General features: G+C 67.9%; 14 protein-coding genes and 2 riboswitches. Of the genes, 10 read left to right on the top strand and 4 right to left on the bottom strand.

Annotated elements, in window-relative coordinates; all coding sequences use genetic code 11:
- Positions 1–186 precede the first annotated feature (186 nt).
- Genes hisN through AC2IR1_RS19805 form a run of 3 tightly spaced genes read left to right on the top strand, consistent with a single transcriptional unit; the run spans position 187 to position 2,843 of the window.
- Positions 187–987, top strand: coding sequence for a histidinol-phosphatase (gene hisN / locus AC2IR1_RS19815; RefSeq protein ID WP_486473701.1), 801 nt, complete (start codon positions 187–189; stop codon positions 985–987).
- 24 nt (positions 988–1,011) lie between these two features.
- On the top strand, positions 1,012–2,367 hold the full coding sequence (locus AC2IR1_RS19810) for an 8-oxoguanine deaminase (protein WP_486473700.1): 1,356 nt from the start codon (positions 1,012–1,014) through the stop codon (positions 2,365–2,367).
- 8 nt (positions 2,368–2,375) lie between these two features.
- The gene (locus AC2IR1_RS19805; protein WP_486473699.1) at positions 2,376–2,843 is read left to right on the top strand and encodes a CAP domain-containing protein; all 468 of its coding nucleotides are present in this window, start codon (positions 2,376–2,378) and stop codon (positions 2,841–2,843) included.
- 105 nt (positions 2,844–2,948) lie between these two features.
- Here AC2IR1_RS19805 and gltX read toward each other — a convergent pair whose 3' ends face one another.
- The 3 genes from gltX to mgtE all read right to left on the bottom strand — a co-directional run bounded on the left by gltX (position 2,949) and on the right by mgtE (position 6,525).
- Positions 2,949–4,274 (bottom strand): glutamate--tRNA ligase, encoded by a 1,326-nt coding sequence (gene gltX, locus AC2IR1_RS19800; RefSeq protein WP_486473698.1) that lies wholly within the window; start codon positions 4,272–4,274, stop codon positions 2,949–2,951.
- A gap of 290 nt (positions 4,275–4,564) precedes the next feature.
- Positions 4,565–5,134, bottom strand: coding sequence for a 5-formyltetrahydrofolate cyclo-ligase (locus AC2IR1_RS19795; protein WP_486473697.1), 570 nt, complete (start codon positions 5,132–5,134; stop codon positions 4,565–4,567).
- Positions 5,131–6,525, bottom strand: a complete 1,395-nt coding sequence (gene mgtE / locus AC2IR1_RS19790) for a magnesium transporter (RefSeq protein WP_486473696.1) — start codon at positions 6,523–6,525, stop codon at positions 5,131–5,133. The genes AC2IR1_RS19795 and mgtE overlap by 4 nt, the downstream gene beginning before the upstream one ends.
- A 146-nt stretch (positions 6,526–6,671) precedes the next feature.
- Between mgtE and guaD the strand changes: the two genes are divergently transcribed.
- Together guaD and AC2IR1_RS19780 are read left to right on the top strand one after the other, a co-directional pair.
- A complete protein-coding gene (guaD, locus tag AC2IR1_RS19785; RefSeq protein ID WP_486473695.1) occupies positions 6,672–7,964 on the top strand; it encodes a guanine deaminase in 1,293 nt (430 codons plus the stop codon).
- A 46-nt stretch (positions 7,965–8,010) separates the two neighbouring features.
- Positions 8,011–8,454: an ion channel gene (locus AC2IR1_RS19780; protein ID WP_486473694.1), complete on the top strand. Its 444-nt coding sequence runs from the start codon at positions 8,011–8,013 to the stop codon at positions 8,452–8,454.
- 8 nt (positions 8,455–8,462) lie between these two features.
- On the opposite strand, the gene AC2IR1_RS19775 is transcribed toward AC2IR1_RS19780, so the two are convergent.
- Positions 8,463–9,026, bottom strand: a complete 564-nt coding sequence (locus AC2IR1_RS19775) for a gamma-glutamylcyclotransferase family protein (protein ID WP_486473693.1) — start codon at positions 9,024–9,026, stop codon at positions 8,463–8,465.
- A gap of 148 nt (positions 9,027–9,174) precedes the next feature.
- On the opposite strand from AC2IR1_RS19775, the gene AC2IR1_RS19770 reads away from it, so the two are divergent.
- The 5 genes from AC2IR1_RS19770 to gcvP all read left to right on the top strand — a co-directional run bounded on the left by AC2IR1_RS19770 (position 9,175) and on the right by gcvP (position 14,722).
- On the top strand, positions 9,175–9,621 hold the full coding sequence (locus AC2IR1_RS19770) for an RrF2 family transcriptional regulator (protein WP_486473692.1): 447 nt from the start codon (positions 9,175–9,177) through the stop codon (positions 9,619–9,621).
- A gap of 91 nt (positions 9,622–9,712) precedes the next feature.
- Positions 9,713–9,801: riboswitch (glycine riboswitch) on the top strand.
- Positions 9,802–9,804: 3 nt separating this feature from the next.
- Positions 9,805–9,867, top strand: a riboswitch (glycine riboswitch).
- Between the two features lie 76 nt (positions 9,868–9,943).
- Positions 9,944–11,077, top strand: coding sequence for a glycine cleavage system aminomethyltransferase GcvT (gene gcvT, locus AC2IR1_RS19765; protein WP_486473691.1), 1,134 nt, complete (start codon positions 9,944–9,946; stop codon positions 11,075–11,077).
- Positions 11,078–11,095: 18 nt separating this feature from the next.
- Positions 11,096–11,455, top strand: a complete 360-nt coding sequence (gene gcvH / locus AC2IR1_RS19760) for a glycine cleavage system protein GcvH (RefSeq protein WP_486473690.1) — start codon at positions 11,096–11,098, stop codon at positions 11,453–11,455.
- A gap of 4 nt (positions 11,456–11,459) precedes the next feature.
- On the top strand, positions 11,460–11,825 hold the full coding sequence (locus tag AC2IR1_RS19755; protein ID WP_486473689.1) for a VOC family protein: 366 nt from the start codon (positions 11,460–11,462) through the stop codon (positions 11,823–11,825).
- A gap of 47 nt (positions 11,826–11,872) precedes the next feature.
- Positions 11,873–14,722, top strand: coding sequence for an aminomethyl-transferring glycine dehydrogenase (gcvP, locus tag AC2IR1_RS19750; protein WP_486473688.1), 2,850 nt, complete (start codon positions 11,873–11,875; stop codon positions 14,720–14,722).
- The last annotated feature ends 242 nt before the right edge of the window (positions 14,723–14,964 follow it).

The following is a 14,964-nucleotide window of genomic DNA, read 5'->3' as shown; positions in this document are numbered from 1 at the left end:
CAATGGCGGTTCCGTGGGTGGCGGAACCGGCATGGCGGCCAGAACGGCCGCAGACTTCCCGGAACGCAGGCCCGGATAGCCCGCGGTTCCGGTCCCAGACCGCAGATCAGGCCGTAACAAGGCTTGCCTCATGCCGGGTCCGGGTCTAGGCCTCGCTCCATACTAGCGGCAGCGGAGAACCTGGCGATGCGGCCCGATGGCAGCGAAATCCTCGACACGGCACATGAACTGGCGGATGCGGCCCGCAAGGCGATCCTGCCCTACTTCCGCAGCACGACCCTTTCCGAAGACAACAAGCTGGACGGTGGCTATGACCCCGTGACCGAGGCGGACCGCGCCGCGGAGCAGGCGATGCGTGCCGTACTGGCGCGGCGCCGGCCCGAGGATGCGATCCTGGGGGAGGAGTTCGGCACCAGCGCGGGCACCAGCGGCCTGACCTGGGTGCTGGATCCGATCGACGGCACGCGCGGCTTTGTCAGCGGCACGCCGACCTGGGGCGTGCTGATCGCGGTCAACGACGGGGCGCAGGTGCTGATGGGCATGGTGGATCAGCCCTATACGCAGGAACGGTTCTGGGGCGGCTTCGGCGCGGCGCGGATGACCGGCCCGATGGGCCCGGCCGACCTGGGCGTGCGCGGCGGGCGCAGTCTGTCGGAGGCGGTGCTGTTCACCACCTTCCCCGAGGTCGGCACCGAGGCGGAGGCCGCGGCCTTCCGCGCGGTGTCGGAGCAGGTGAAGCTGACCCGCTACGGGATGGATTGCTATGCCTATGCGCTGCTGGCGGCGGGGCAGGTGGACCTGGTGATCGAGGCGGGGCTGAACCCCTACGACATCCAGGGCCCGCTTGGCGTGATCGAGGCGGCAGGCGGTATCGTCACCGACTGGACCGGGGGCCCGGCCCTGCAGGGCGGGCGCGTGATTGCCGCTGCAAGCCCGGATCTGCATGCCGCGGCGCTGGCAATCCTGGCCAATTGCGATACATGCTGACGCCTTGATCATACCAGGGGCACCATGACCGGCCAGAGTTACCTGATACGCAACGCGGACCACATCCTGACGATGGATGATGCGCGCACGGAACTGTCGGGGGCCGACATCCTGGTGTCCGGTGGGGTGATCCGCGCCATCGGTCCCGGGCTGGACCACGCCGCGGCAGAGCTGGGGGCCGAGGTGATCGAGGCGCGCGGCTCGGTCGTGACGCCCGGGCTGGTCAACACCCATCACCACCTGAACCAGACCCTGACCCGGGCCGTGCCCGGCGGGCAGGATGCGCTGCTCTTCGGCTGGCTGAAGACGCTCTACCCGATCTGGGCGAAGTTCGGCCCCGAGGAAACCCGCGTGGCCGCCACGGTGGGCCTGGCGGAACTGGCGCTGTCGGGCTGTTCGCTGACCTCCGATCACCTTTACGTCTTTCCGAACGGCAGCCGCCTTGAGGATGAGATCGAGGCGGCGGCGGAGGTGGGTCTGCGGTTCCATCCCACGCGCGGCGCCATGTCCATCGGGGAGAGCCTGGGCGGGCTGCCCCCCGACAGCCTGGTGGAGCCGGAAGCGGCGATCCTGGAGGATTGCATCCGGGTGATCGACGCCCATCACGACGCGCGCGAAGGGTCGATGCTGCGGATCGGGATCGCGCCCTGTTCGCCCTTCTCCGTTTCGCGGGAGCTGATGCGCGATGCCGCCCTGTTGGCCCGCGACAAGGGTGTCATGCTGCACACCCATCTGGCGGAGAACGACGAGGATATCGCCTATTCCCTGGCCAACTTCGGCTGCCGCCCGGGGCAGTATGCAGAGGAGCTGGGCTGGACCGGCAGTGACGTCTGGCATGCCCATTGCGTGAAGCTGGACGCCGATGAGATCCGGCTCTTTGCGCGCACCGGCACCGGTGTGGCGCATTGCCCCTGTTCGAACTGTCGCCTGGGATCGGGCATCGCGCCGGTGCGGGCGATGCGGGACGCGGGCGTGCGCGTGGGGCTGGGCGTCGACGGATCGGCCAGCAACGACAGCGGCAGCCTGGTGGGCGAGGCGCGCCAGGCCATGCTGCTGCAGCGCGTGGTCCAGGGCGGCAACGGGATGAGCGCCCGCGAGGCGCTGGAGATCGCGACGCGCGGCGGGGCCGATGTGCTGGGCCGTCCCGATTGCGGGCGGCTGGCGCCGGGCAAGCGGGCCGATATCGCGATCTGGGATGTTTCGGGCATCGAAAGCGCGGGCAGCTGGGATCCGGCGGCCTTCCTGCTGGCGGGGCCGGTGAAGGTGAAGCATCTGCTGGTCGAGGGCCGCCAGGTGGTGCGCGACGGGCAGATGCCGGGGCTGGACCTGGCGGCGGTGGTCCGGCGTCAGAACGCGCTGGTGCAGGGGCTGATGGCATGAGGGCGGTGATGCGTCCGAGCAGGGCCGTATCGGCAGGGTTGGCGGGGCTGCTGCTCTTGCTGGCGGGCTGCGTGACCTCCGATCCGGAGCCATTGGCCGCCACGGGCACCGCGCCCCCGCAGGAGGTGGCGGAGCTGATCAACCGCGCCCGCGCCCGGGCGGGCCTGGCCCCGCTGGCCAGTGACGCCTTGCTGCAGAGCGCGGCCGACCGCCACGCCCAGGACCTGGAAAGGTCGAACCGCATCAGCCACGCGGGTTCGGACGGCAGCACCGTGGGCGACCGGGTGGCCCGCGAAGGGCTGGTCTGGTGCCGGGTGGCGGAGAACGTGGCACAGGGCCAGCAGAGCGCGCGCCAGGTCGTGTCGGACTGGATGGGCAGCCCGGGCCACCGGCGCAACATCCTGGGCGGCTACAGCCGCGTCGGCACCGCCCGGGAGGGCGAGACCTGGGTCGCCGTCTTCATGGAACGCTGCTGATCGGCAATGGCCGGGTGCGGAACGGGAAAGGCCGGGGTGCTGCCTGCACCCCGGCCTTCGCATGTTCATGGGTCCCGGCGGATGGGGCCCCGTATCACCCCCGCATCAGCCCCGGGCGCGGATCACCTGCATCAGCGGCAGGACCTGGGACATGTCGGGCCCGTGGTCCATGCCGGTCACGGCCTTGCGCAGCGGCATGAAGAGCCCGCGACCCTTGCGGCCCGTCGCCTCTTTCACCGCCTTGGTCCAGGTGCCCCAGGTGGTTTCGTCATGGGGCCCTTCGGGCAGCATGGCCATGGCTTCGGCGATGAAGGCCTCGTCCTCGGGGTCGATCATCGGCTCGGCCCCCTCGGTGAAGAGTTTCCACCAGGCGGGCAGGTCGTTCAGCGTGGTGACGTTGTCGCGCACCACCATCCAGAAGGCTTCGGCCTTGTCCTCGGGCACGCCCGCGGCGGCCACGGCTTCGGCCACGTCGGACAGGGGGCGCTGCTGCAGGATATGCGCGGTCAGCGGGAAGAGGTCCTTCTCGTCGAACTTGGTCGGCGCGGAGCCGAAGGTCGACAGGTCGAACCCCTCTGCCAGCTCCTCGATGGAGGAGAAGACCTCCACCGGCTGGGAGGAGCCCAGGCGCGACATCAGCGAGAGCAGCGCCATGGGTTCGACGCCCGCGGCGCGCAGGTCGCGGATCGACAGCACGCCCAGGCGCTTGGACAGCGCCTCGCCCTGCGGGCCGGTCAGCAGCGAGTGGTGCGCGAAGGCCGGCGCGGTGCCGCCGAGCGCCTCGATGATCTGGATCTGGGTCGCGGTGTTGGTGACATGGTCGGAGCCGCGCACCACGTTGGTCACGCCCATCTCCACGTCATCGACGACGGAGGCGAGGGTATAGAGCATCTGCCCGTCGGCACGGATCAGCACCGGGTCCGACACGGAGGCGGCGTCGATGGAGATCTCCCCCAGGATGCCGTCTTCCCAGTTGATCCGTTCCTGGATCAGCTTGAACCGCCAGACGCCGGGGCCGCGTTCGTCGCGCAGCTTGGCCTTTTCCTCGTCCGAGAGCGCCAGGGCGGCGCGGTCGTAGACCGGCGGCTTGCCCATGTTGAGCTGCTTCTTGCGCTTCAGGTCCAGTTCGGTCGGCGTTTCGAAGGCTTCGTAGAAGCGGCCCATCTCGCGGAGCTTGTCGGCGGCATCGTGGTAACGGTCGAGGCGCTTGGACTGGTATTCCACCTTGTCCCAGCCGAGCCCCAGCCATTCGAGGTCTTCCATGATCCCGTCGATGTATTCCTGCTTCGAGCGTTCCTGGTCGGTGTCGTCGATGCGCAGGATGAAGGTCCCGCCGGACTTGCGGGCGATCAGATAGTTGAACAGCGCGGTGCGCAGGTTGCCGACGTGAATGTAGCCGGTCGGCGAGGGGGCGAAACGGGTGGTGGTCATGGCGAACTCCTGTTGGGCGCGGTCTAAGCACCTTCGGCGGCGATTGTCCAGAAAACGAAGGGTCGCCCGTGCCGGGCGATGCCTCCGGCGGGAGTATTTGGGGCGGGTTGAAGCATGGGGGAGGGTGCCCGGGAAGGCTCCCTCCTTTTGCCATGGAGAGCTTGGACGCTCTCACGGCCAAAGTCCGGCACCCGGAAAGGCGCTGTCCCCCTTGCTTCCATTTATTGGCCAGAAATATCCTGGGGGGAGCGAAGCGGGGGGCAAAGCCCCCCCTGCCGTTGCCGCAGGGATCAGGCGGTGAAGGTCAGGATCTCGGCCTCGGTCACGATCATGTCGAGGGGCTGGTCGGTGTCTTCGCGCGGCAGGCTTTCGGCCTCCTGCGCGGCATAGGCGAAGCCGATGGCCAGGGTGGCGCGGGCCGCGCGCAGCTGGGCCAGGGTGCGGTCGTAGAAGCCGCCGCCATAGCCCAGACGGGTGCCCGCGCGGTCGAAGGCCACCAGCGGCACGATCAGGATTTCCGGGGTCATCCAGTCCAGCCGGGCGGGCACGGCGGCGCCGAAGGGGCCCTCGGTCATTTCGGTGTCAGGGTCCCAGCGGGCAAAGCGCAGGGGTTCGCCCTTGCCGGTGATCACGGGCAGACCGACGGGGCCATGGGCCGCGGCTTCCTCCATCGCGGGGGTGGGCGGGATCTCGGAATGGATGGGCCAGTAGCCTGCCAGCGGCACGCCGCGATAGCCCGCCAGCACCGAGGACAGCAGGCCGGCGCGGCCGGGGTCGTGGGTCTCGTGCGCCGCCTTGCGGCGGGCAAAGGCCGCCCTGCGCGCCTGCGCCTTGGCGGCGGCCAGCGCTTCGGCCGTCACAGCAGCACCGCCCCGGCGAGGCCGAGGAAGGCGAAGAAGCCCACAACGTCGGTCACCGTGGTCACGAAGGTGCCGGAGGCCAGCGCCGGGTCGATCTTCAGCCGGTCGAGCACGACGGGTACCGCGATGCCGGCGAGCCCTGCCACCACGAGGTTGATCACCATGGCCGCCGCGATCACGAGGCCGAGCGCGGGGCTGCCGAACCAGACCAGCCCGACGATCCCCATGATCACGGCAAAGGCCAGCCCGTTGACGAAGCCCACCATGATTTCGCGTCTGAGCACCCGCCAGACGTTGGAGCCGGTAAGGTCCTTGGTGGCGATGGCGCGCACCGCGACCGTCAGGGCCTGGGTGCCGGCGTTGCCGCCCATGGAGGCGACGATGGGCATCAGGACGGCCAGGGCCACGAACTGCGCGATGGTGTCTTCGAAGAGCGAGATCACCAGGGAGGCCAGCACCGCCGTGCCCAGGTTCACCGCCAGCCAGGGCAGGCGCTGTTTCACCGTTTCGGTCACCCGGTCGTTGAGCGAGCCTTCGCCCACACCGGCCAGGCGCAGGATGTCTTCCTCGTGTTCCTCGTCCAGCACGATCATCGCGTCGTCGATGGTGATCACGCCGACCAGCCGGTCGTCATCGTCCACCACCGGGGCGGAGATGATGTGGTACTGGTTGAAGGCATAGGCCACGTCGCCTTCGTCCTGCTGGGCGGAGAAGGTGCGGAAGCCGGGTTCGGTGATCTCCGACAGCGGGGTGCGGCGGGGGGAAGCCATGAGCTTTCCCAGGGTGACATGGGCCGCGGGGCGCATCTTCGGATCCACCAGGATGACGTGGTAGAACTGTTCCGGCAGGTCCTCGCGTTCGCGCATCATGTCGATGGCCTGGCCGACGCTCCAGAATTCGGGCACGGCCACGACCTCCCGCTGCATCAGGCGGCCGGCGGATTCCTCTGGGTAGGTGAGGGCCTGTTCGACCGCGACCCGGTCGGAGATTTCCAGCGCTTCGAGGATTTCCTGCTGCTGCGGTTCCTCCAGGTATTCGACGAGGTCGACGACATCGTCCGAATCGAGTTCCCGCACGGCTTCCTTCAGCACGTCGGGCGTCAGCAGGTGGATGACCTCCTCCCGGATGCTGTCGTGCAGTTCCGAGAGGATTTCCCCGTCGAATTCGCGGCCGTAGAGTTCGATCAGGCGGCGGCGGTCGTAGGAATTGATCTGTTCCAGCACGTCGGCGATGTCGGCGGCGTGCAGCGGTTCCATCAGTTCGACCAGCTGGTCGCGGTCGCCGGTATCGACGGCAAAGAGAATCGCCGAGACCGTCTTGCGGTCCAGGGTGTAATCCTCCTGCTCCTCGGGGAGGGTTTCGTGGTCGATTTCCTGCTCGATCTCGGTCATGGGCCCGCCCCTTGTCGTTCGTGCTGACCATATGTGACGCGGCGGCCGGAGAACAATGGCAGAGGCACAGTTTACCGGTGCGGATCGGGCAGATAGTCTGCCCCATGGCCGCGGGCTGCGCGGCGCTGTGCAAAGGAAGGGGCGCAATGGCCGAGGATCAGCTGCTGACGGGACGTCTGCTGGATTTCACCGGAGATCCCTTCGTGCGGCCCTGGGACGAATGCGTCCTGGTGGAGGAGCATGGTGCGCTGCTGCTGCGCGACGGCAAGATCGCGGCGCGGGGCACGGCAGAGGCGCTGAAGGCGGCGCATCCGCAGGCGGTGGTGACGGATTATGGCCAGGGCCTGATCCTGCCGGGCTTCATCGACGCCCATGCGCATTATCCGCAGACCGCGATGATCGCCAGCTGGGGCAAGCGGCTGATCGACTGGCTGAACAGCTATACCTTCCCCGAGGAGATGAAATTCGCCAGCACCGACTACGCGGCGGAGATCGCGGCGCGCTACCTGGACCTGACCACGGCCAATGGCACCACCTCGATCGTGAGTTTCTGCACCGTGCATCCGGGCAGCGTGGAGGCCTTCTTTGCCGAGGCGGCGAAGCGTGGGCAGCGGGTGGTGGCGGGCAAGACTTGCATGGACCGCAACGCCCCCGACGGGCTGCGCGACGACGCGAAGAGCGCCTATGACCTGTCCAAGGCCCTGCTGGAGAAATGGCACGGGCAGGGGCGGATCGGCTATGCGATCACGCCGCGCTTCTCCCCCACCTCGACGGTGGAACAGATGGAGGCCCTGGGCGCGCTCTGGTCCGAGCATCCGGAGTGCCTGATGCAGACCCACCTGAGCGAGCAGGTGGACGAGATCGCCTGGGTGAAGGGCCTTTACCCCGAGGCGCGGGATTACCTGGACACCTACGAGCGGTACGGGCTGCTGGGGGCGGGCGGCCTCTACGGCCACGCGATCCACATGGAACCGAGGGAGGTCGACCGGCTGGCCGAGGTCGGCGCGGCGGTGGTGCATTGCCCGACGTCGAACACCTTCATCGGGTCGGGCCTGTTCGACATGGCGGGCATGAAGGGCGCGGGCATCCGGGTGGGCCTGGCCACGGACACCGGCGGGGGGTCGGATTTCTCTATGCTGCGGACCATGGCGGCGGCCTATGAAATCGGCCAGCTGCGGCACAATCCGCTGCATCCGGCGCAGCTTTTGTGGCTGGCGACGGCCGGGTCGGCGGATGCTCTTGGGCTGACCGACCGGATCGGCACCCTGGCGCCCGGGTCCGAGGCGGACGTGGTGGTGCTGGACCTCGCTTCCACCCCGGCGATCGCGCAGCGCAGCGCGCTGGCGGGCGATATCTGGGAGGCGGTCTTCCCCACCATCATGATGGGCGATGACCGGGCGGTGCAGGCGGTCTGGATCGGCGGACGGCAGGCGCTTTAGGCCGGGCATTTGGGGAGGTTGGGCACTTAGGGGGCGCGCGACGACAATGGCATCGCTGTTTCACCAGATCTGGATCGGATCGGTCCTGGTGATCATTTCCGTCCTGGTTTCGGCGATGATCTTCGTCGTGCTGGAGGCGCTGGTGGCGCGGTCGCACCGCTGGCTGATGCGCCCGCCCCACCGGCCGAAGCTGGCGCTGGTGCTGGTGTCCACCGTGGTGGGTGCCCTGGGCATGATCACCATCAGCGTCTGGATCTGGGCCCTGGCCTTCCTGTGGCTGGGCGTCTTCGACGGGCTGGAGGAATCGCTCTACTTCGCGCTGGAAAGCTTTACCACGCTGGGTTTCGGCGACCTGCTGGCGCCGGAGCGGTGGCGGATCCTGGGGGGCATGACGGCGGTGAACGGGTTCCTCAACATCGGCATGATTTCCGCCATCGTGCTGGAGGTCATCCGCTACGTCCGGCGCAACCAGATGGCCAGCCACCTGTAGGGGACAGGTCAGGCGGGGCGGCGGTGCGCGCCCAGCCGGGCCAGGTGATCGTCGACCAGCGCGGTTTCGGTGGCGGAGAGGCTCTGCGCCCGGGGGTAGAGCGGGGCCGCGCGATCATCGAGGACCGGCGTGTCCCAGCCCGTCGTGGTGGCGAAGAAGGCGGAGACGCCCTCGGGCCCGAATTCATCCAGGTAGCCCTGCACCACCACGTCGAGGTAGGACAGCAGGATGTGGCAGGGGGCCGTGGCGGCGGGGTGTTTCGTGGCCGGGATCGTGTAGATCGCGATGTCGAGCCCGCTGTCGCCCAGGCCGAGGTCGGGGGCGCAGGGGACGCGGTCGTAGAAGGCTTCGCGTGCATCCAGCGCGGCCCAGTCGGCCCCGGGCACCGAGGCCATGAGGCCCGCGATTTCCACCCCCGGCGCGGGTTCGGCCGTCAGGATGGCGATGTCACGATGCGCGGTGTGCCGCCAGGTGCGGCGCCAGCCGCGCGCCGTGGCGTGGCGGATCTGGCCATAGCCATGGGTCCTGCGGTTCACCAGGCTGCCATAACCGAAGAAAAACGGGTCTTTCATGAGGAATTCCGGCTCCCTTTGATGTGGGTCAAATACACCTTGCAGGGAGGTGATCCAAGCTGCGCGGGACATGCGGCGCCGCAGGTACGGCTGCCGTCTGGTTGTTGTGCGAGGGGAGAGCCCCGAAACCCAGGTGAGAGGGCGGAACATGCGGCTTACGAAACGGACCAACATTTCCATGCGGGTGCTGATGTACTGCGCGGTGAACAAGGGGCGGCTCGTCACCAAGGCCGAGATCGCCGAGGCCTGCAACATTTCGGAAAACCACCTGGCGCAGGTGATCAACCGGCTGGGCCAGCTGGGCTTCCTGATGACCCAGCGGGGCCGCAACGGCGGCATGACCCTGGGCCATCCGCCGACGGAGATCCGCGTGGGCGACGTCTTCCGCGCGGTCGAGGGGCCGGTGCCGATCGCGGAATGCTTCGCGGATGAGGTGAACACCTGCCCGCTGGTCAATTCCTGCCGTCTGCGCGAGGCGATCGAACGGGCGACCGAGGCGTTCTATCATTCCCTGGACGAGGTCACGCTGAACGAGCTGGTCTGCGAAAACCCGGGACTTGCCAAACTTCTGACCCCGATCGCCTGCCCGGCCTGAGTTTCCGCGGCTTTTCGCGGCATTTCCCGGGGCGGTCGGAAATCGACGCTTTCGGGGGCTTGCGCGACGCGCGGCTTTGCCTGTATCCGGGATTCGTCGGAACGGGAGAACTGGTTTCGCGCCAGTGCCGAAGGAGCAACCGCCCCGGAAACTCTCAGGCTTCAGGACCGCCCGACATCTAAACTCTGGAGAGTGGCCCCGCGCGGGCCCGCCGAAGGGATAGCGATCTCAGGCAGCAGAACAGAGGGGGCATCAAGGCGCGGGCAACCCCGCGCGTGATGTCCCGGCGCGTCCCGCCCGGGAGGAGACCAGGGAGTAAGGGATGGCCGCCGACGTGACGACCACCGAAGACCTTTTCGATCTGCCGCTGGCCGGGCTTCATGGTGAGCTGGGCGGCAAGATGGTGCCCTTTGCGGGCTATTCCATGCCGGTGCAATATGCCGCCGGCGTGATGAAGGAACATCTGCACACCCGGGCCGCCGCCGGCCTCTTCGACGTCAGCCACATGGGGCAGGTGATCCTGAAGGGGGCCGATATCGCCACCCTGTCGGAAGCTTTCGAGAGCCTGACGCCCGCCGCCGTGCTGGGCCTGAAGGAAGGCCGCCAGCGTTATGGCCTGCTGACCAATGCGGCGGGGGGCATCCTGGATGACCTGATGTTCGCCAACCGGGGCGATCACCTGTTCGTCGTCGTCAACGCCGCCTGCAAGGCCGCCGACATCGCCCATATGCGCGCGAACCTGCCGGGTATCGAGGTGGAGGAGATCACCGACCGCTGCCTGCTGGCGCTGCAGGGCCCCGGGGCAGAAGCCGCGCTGGCGAAACTGGCGCCGAAGGTTGCCGAAATGCGCTTCATGGACGTGGGCTACGTCACGCTGGAAGGGGCGGAGTGCTGGATTTCGCGCTCCGGCTACACCGGCGAGGACGGGTTCGAGATTTCCATCCCGAACGAGGCGGCCGAGGCCGTGGCGCGGGCGCTGCTGGCGGATGACGCCGTGCTGCCCATCGGGCTGGGCGCGCGGGACAGCCTGCGGCTGGAAGCGGGGCTGTGCCTTTACGGGCACGACATCGACGAGACCACCAGCCCGGTCGAAGCCGCGCTGCAGTGGTCGATCCAGAAGGCCCGCCGGGCGGGGGGCGACCGCGCCGGCGGCTTCCCCGGGGCCGAACGCATCCTGGAAGAACTGGAAACCGGCCCGGCGCGTCTGCGCGTGGGGCTCTCGCCCGAGGGCCGCGCGCCCATGCGCGAGGGCGTGACCCTGCACGCGGGCGGCGAGGAGGTGGGCACGATCACCTCCGGCGCCTTCGGCCCCTCGGTCCAGGCGCCTGTTTCCATGGGATATCTGCCCGCGGCCCTGGCGGCCCCGGGCACTATGGTGGAGGGGGCCTTGCGGGGGCGTCTCCAACCTTTGAAGGTGGCCAGCCTGCCTTTCCTTCCCGCCAACTTCAAACGCTGACCCGAAGGAATCCAGCACATGAAATTCACCGAAGAACACGAATGGCTGCGCCCCGAAGATGACCTGATCGTCGTGGGCATCACCGAACATGCCGCCGAACAGCTGGGCGACATCGTCTTTGTCGAACTGCCCGAGGTCGGCACCCAGGTGAACAAGGACGACGAAGTGGTCGTGATCGAAAGCGTCAAGGCCGCCTCGGACATCCTGGCGCCCATCGACGGCGAGATCGTCGAGGTCAACGAGCCGCTGGTCGACGATCCGGGCAAGGTGGGCGAGGATCCGGCGGGCGAGGCCTGGTTCTTCAAGATCCGCCCGTCCGACCCGTCCCAGATGGACGAGTACATGGACGAGGCCGCCTACCTCGCCTACATCGGCTGATCCGATGACCCGGGTCCGCCGCATCGTTGCAAACCTTGCCGCTGCGGACCCGATGGACCTGCAGCCGTTCTACCAGGACCTCTTCGGCCTCGAGGTGGTGATGGACATGGGGTTCATCACCTTCCTGGGGGGCGAGGGGACCCAGCCCGTGCAGCTGTCGCTGGCCTCTGACGGGGGCAGCGGCACGCCGGTGCCGCATCTGTCGATCGAGGTGGAGAGCCTTGATCCGGTGATCGCCCGTGCCCGGCTGAAGTCGATCCCGCTGGAATACGGTCCCGTGGATGAACCCTGGGGCGTGCGTCGCGTCATGCTGCGCGATCCCGGCGGACGTCTGCTGAACGTTATGCAACACCTTGCAGCTGCGCAATAAATCCTGACGTGGCGTGCCCCTGGCCGCCGGATAACGAGGAAATCGTCTTGCCCTTCACGCCTACCGATTACCGCCCCTATGATTTCGCCAACCGCCGCCACATCGGCCCCTCTCCGAAGGAGATGGAGGAGATGCTGGCCGTCACCGGCGCCGAGAGCCTGGAGGCGCTGATCGATCAGACCGTGCCCAAGGGCATCCGGCAGGACGATCCGCTGTCCTTCGGCCCGGCGCTGTCGGAAGCGGACCTGCTGAAGTTCCTGCGCGGGGTTTCGGCGAAGAACCAGGTCTTCACCTCGCTCATCGGGCAGGGCTATGCGGATACGATCACGCCCCCGGCGATCAAGCGCAACATCCTGGAAAATCCCGCCTGGTACACGGCCTACACCCCCTACCAGCCCGAGATCAGCCAGGGCCGGCTGGAAGCGCTGCTGAACTACCAGACCATGGTGAGCGACCTGACCGGCCTCGACATTGCCAACGCCAGCCTGCTGGACGAGGCGACGGCGGCGGCCGAGGCGATGACCATGGCGCAGCGGGTCGCCAAGTCGAAGGCGAAGGCCTTCTTCGTCGATGAGAACTGCCACCCGCAGAATATCGACGTCATCCGCACCCGGGCCGAGCCGCTGGGGATCGAGATCATCACCGGCGCGCCCGAGGATCTGGACGCCGGGGCGGTCTTCGGCGCCGTGTTCCAGTACCCGGGCACCCATGGCGGGCTGACCGATTTCACCGCGCAGATGGAGGCCCTGCATGCTGCCAAGGCCGTGGGCGTGGTGATTGCCGACATCATGGCGCTGTGCCTGCTGAAGGAGCCGGGTGCCATGGGCGCGGATATCGCCGTGGGCAGCACGCAGCGCTTCGGCGTGCCGCTGGGGTACGGCGGCCCGCATGCGGCCTACATGGCTTGCCGCGATGCCTACAAGCGGTCCATGCCGGGCCGGATCGTGGGCGTCAGCATCGACGCGCGGGGCAACCGCGCCTACCGGCTGGCGCTGCAGACCCGCGAACAGCACATCCGCCGCGAGAAGGCCACCAGCAACGTCTGCACGGCGCAGGCGCTGCTGGCCGTCATGGCCTCGATGTACGCGGTGTTCCATGGCCCCGACGGGCTGAAGGGCATCGCGCAGCGCATCCACCGCAAGACCGTGCGCCTGGCGAAGGGTTTCGAGCAGGCGGGCTTCGAGGTCGGCCCCGAGGCCTTCTTCGACACCATCCATGTGGAGGTCGGCGCGCTGCAGGCGGCGGTGCTGAAATCGGCCCGCGACGAGGGGCTGAACCTGCGCGCCGTGGGCGAGACGAAGGTCGGCATCGCGCTGGATGAATGCACCCGGCAGGAGACCATCGATGCGGTCTGGCGGGCCTTCGGGATCGCGCGGCGGGATGAAATCCCGCCCTACGAGTACCGCATCCCCGATGGTTTCGTGCGCGAAACCACGTACCTGGAGCATGAGATCTTCCACATGAACCGGGCCGAGACCGAGATGACGCGCTACATGCGCCGCCTCGCCGACCGCGACCTGGCGCTGGACCGGGCGATGATCCCGCTGGGGTCCTGCACGATGAAACTGAACGCCGCCGTCGAGATGGAGCCGATCAGCTGGCCGGAGTTCAGCGCGCTGCATCCCTTCGCGCCGAAGGAACAGGCGGCGGGCTATGCCCAGCTGATCGAGGATCTGTCCGCGAAACTGTGCGACGTGACGGGCTATGCCGCGTTTTCCATGCAGCCGAATTCGGGCGCGCAGGGGGAATATGCGGGCTTGCTGACCATTCGTCGCTATCACGCGGCCCGAGGCGAGGGGCATCGCAACATCTGCCTCATCCCGACCTCTGCCCATGGCACCAACCCGGCCTCTGCCCAGATGGCGGGCTGGAAGGTGGTGCCGGTGAAGGCGCGGGAAAACGGCGATATCGACCTGGGCGACTTCCTTGAAAAGGCTCAGAAATACGCCGACGACCTGGCGGCCTGCATGATCACCTATCCCTCCACCCACGGGGTGTTCGAAGAGACGGTGCGCGAGGTCTGCAAGATCACCCATGATCACGGCGGGCAGGTCTACATCGACGGTGCCAACATGAATGCCATGGTCGGCCTGGCGCGGCCCGGCGACCTGGGCGGCGATGTCAGCCACCTGAACCTGCACAAGACCTTCTGCATTCCGCATGGCGGCGGCGGCCCCGGCATGGGCCCCATCGGCGTCGGCGCCCACCTGGCGGAGCACCTGCCGGGCCATGTGGCCGATGGCACCACCGGGGCCGTGTCGGCGGCGCCCTACGGGTCGCCCTCCATCCTGCCGATCAGCTGGGCCTATTGCCTGCTGATGGGCGGCGAGGGCCTGACCCAGGCGACCCGGGTGGCGATCCTGAATGCCAACTACATCGCGGCGCGGCTGAAGGGGGCCTATGACGTGCTTTACAAGGGGCCGACGGGGCGGGTGGCGCATGAATGCATCCTCGACACCCGGCCCTTCGAGAAGTCGGCGGGGATCACGGTGGACGATATCGCCAAGCGGCTGATCGACTGCGGTTTCCATGCACCGACGATGAGCTTCCCGATCCCCGGCACCCTGATGGTGGAGCCGACGGAGAGCGAGACCAAGGCGGAGCTGGACCGGTTCTGCGATGCCATGCTGGCGATCCGGGCGGAGATCGCGGAGGTGGAGGAAGGCCGGATGGCGCCCGATGCCGCGCCGCTGAAGTTCGCCCCCCACACGGTGGAGGACCTGGTGGCCGAGGATTGGGATCGCGCCTATGGCCGCGAACAGGGCTGCTTCCCCCCGGGGGCCTTCCGGGTGGACAAGTACTGGCCGCCGGTGAACCGGGTCGACAACGCCTGGGGCGACCGCAACCTGACCTGCACCTGCCCGCCGATGTCGGACTACGCCGAAGCGGCGGAGTGAGGTGAGAGCGGGAAGGTGGGGAAGGCGGGGTTAACCCCGCCCTACGAAAGCGTTAGCGCACCGTTTCCAACGTCGGTACTGCAGTGCAGCGACTCAGCGGCCCGGACCCATGGTTAACAGGGGTTTCGGGCCGTTTTCGCAACGTCGGTATCACGTCGGTATTGCGTCGGTATCGCGGCGGTGCGGCATGGCCCGGATCGGTCGGGTTAAGGCTGCGTACGCTGTCGATGGATCAAGGGTCG

Source organism: Pseudooceanicola sp. NS-SX8 (assembly GCF_057380755.1).
Note: the sequence above shows the minus strand (reverse complement) of the source record. Positions and strands in the feature narration are given on the sequence as shown.

Bases quoted from the DNA above. Each gene is read 5' to 3' on its own strand.
- hisN (WP_486473701.1), top strand. From the start codon at position 187: ATGCGGCCCGATGGCAGCGAAATCCTCGACACGGCACATGAACTGGCG.
- AC2IR1_RS19810 (WP_486473700.1), top strand. From the start codon at position 1,012: ATGACCGGCCAGAGTTACCTGATACGCAACGCGGACCACATCCTGACG.
- AC2IR1_RS19805 (WP_486473699.1), top strand. From the start codon at position 2,376: ATGCGTCCGAGCAGGGCCGTATCGGCAGGGTTGGCGGGGCTGCTGCTC.
- gltX (WP_486473698.1), bottom strand. From the start codon at position 4,274: ATGACCACCACCCGTTTCGCCCCCTCGCCGACCGGCTACATTCACGTC.
- mgtE (WP_486473696.1), bottom strand. From the start codon at position 6,525: ATGACCGAGATCGAGCAGGAAATCGACCACGAAACCCTCCCCGAGGAG.
- guaD (WP_486473695.1), top strand. From the start codon at position 6,672: ATGGCCGAGGATCAGCTGCTGACGGGACGTCTGCTGGATTTCACCGGA.
- AC2IR1_RS19780 (WP_486473694.1), top strand. From the start codon at position 8,011: ATGGCATCGCTGTTTCACCAGATCTGGATCGGATCGGTCCTGGTGATC.
- AC2IR1_RS19775 (WP_486473693.1), bottom strand. From the start codon at position 9,026: ATGAAAGACCCGTTTTTCTTCGGTTATGGCAGCCTGGTGAACCGCAGG.
- AC2IR1_RS19770 (WP_486473692.1), top strand. From the start codon at position 9,175: ATGCGGCTTACGAAACGGACCAACATTTCCATGCGGGTGCTGATGTAC.
- gcvT (WP_486473691.1), top strand. From the start codon at position 9,944: ATGGCCGCCGACGTGACGACCACCGAAGACCTTTTCGATCTGCCGCTG.
- gcvH (WP_486473690.1), top strand. From the start codon at position 11,096: ATGAAATTCACCGAAGAACACGAATGGCTGCGCCCCGAAGATGACCTG.
- AC2IR1_RS19755 (WP_486473689.1), top strand. From the start codon at position 11,460: ATGACCCGGGTCCGCCGCATCGTTGCAAACCTTGCCGCTGCGGACCCG.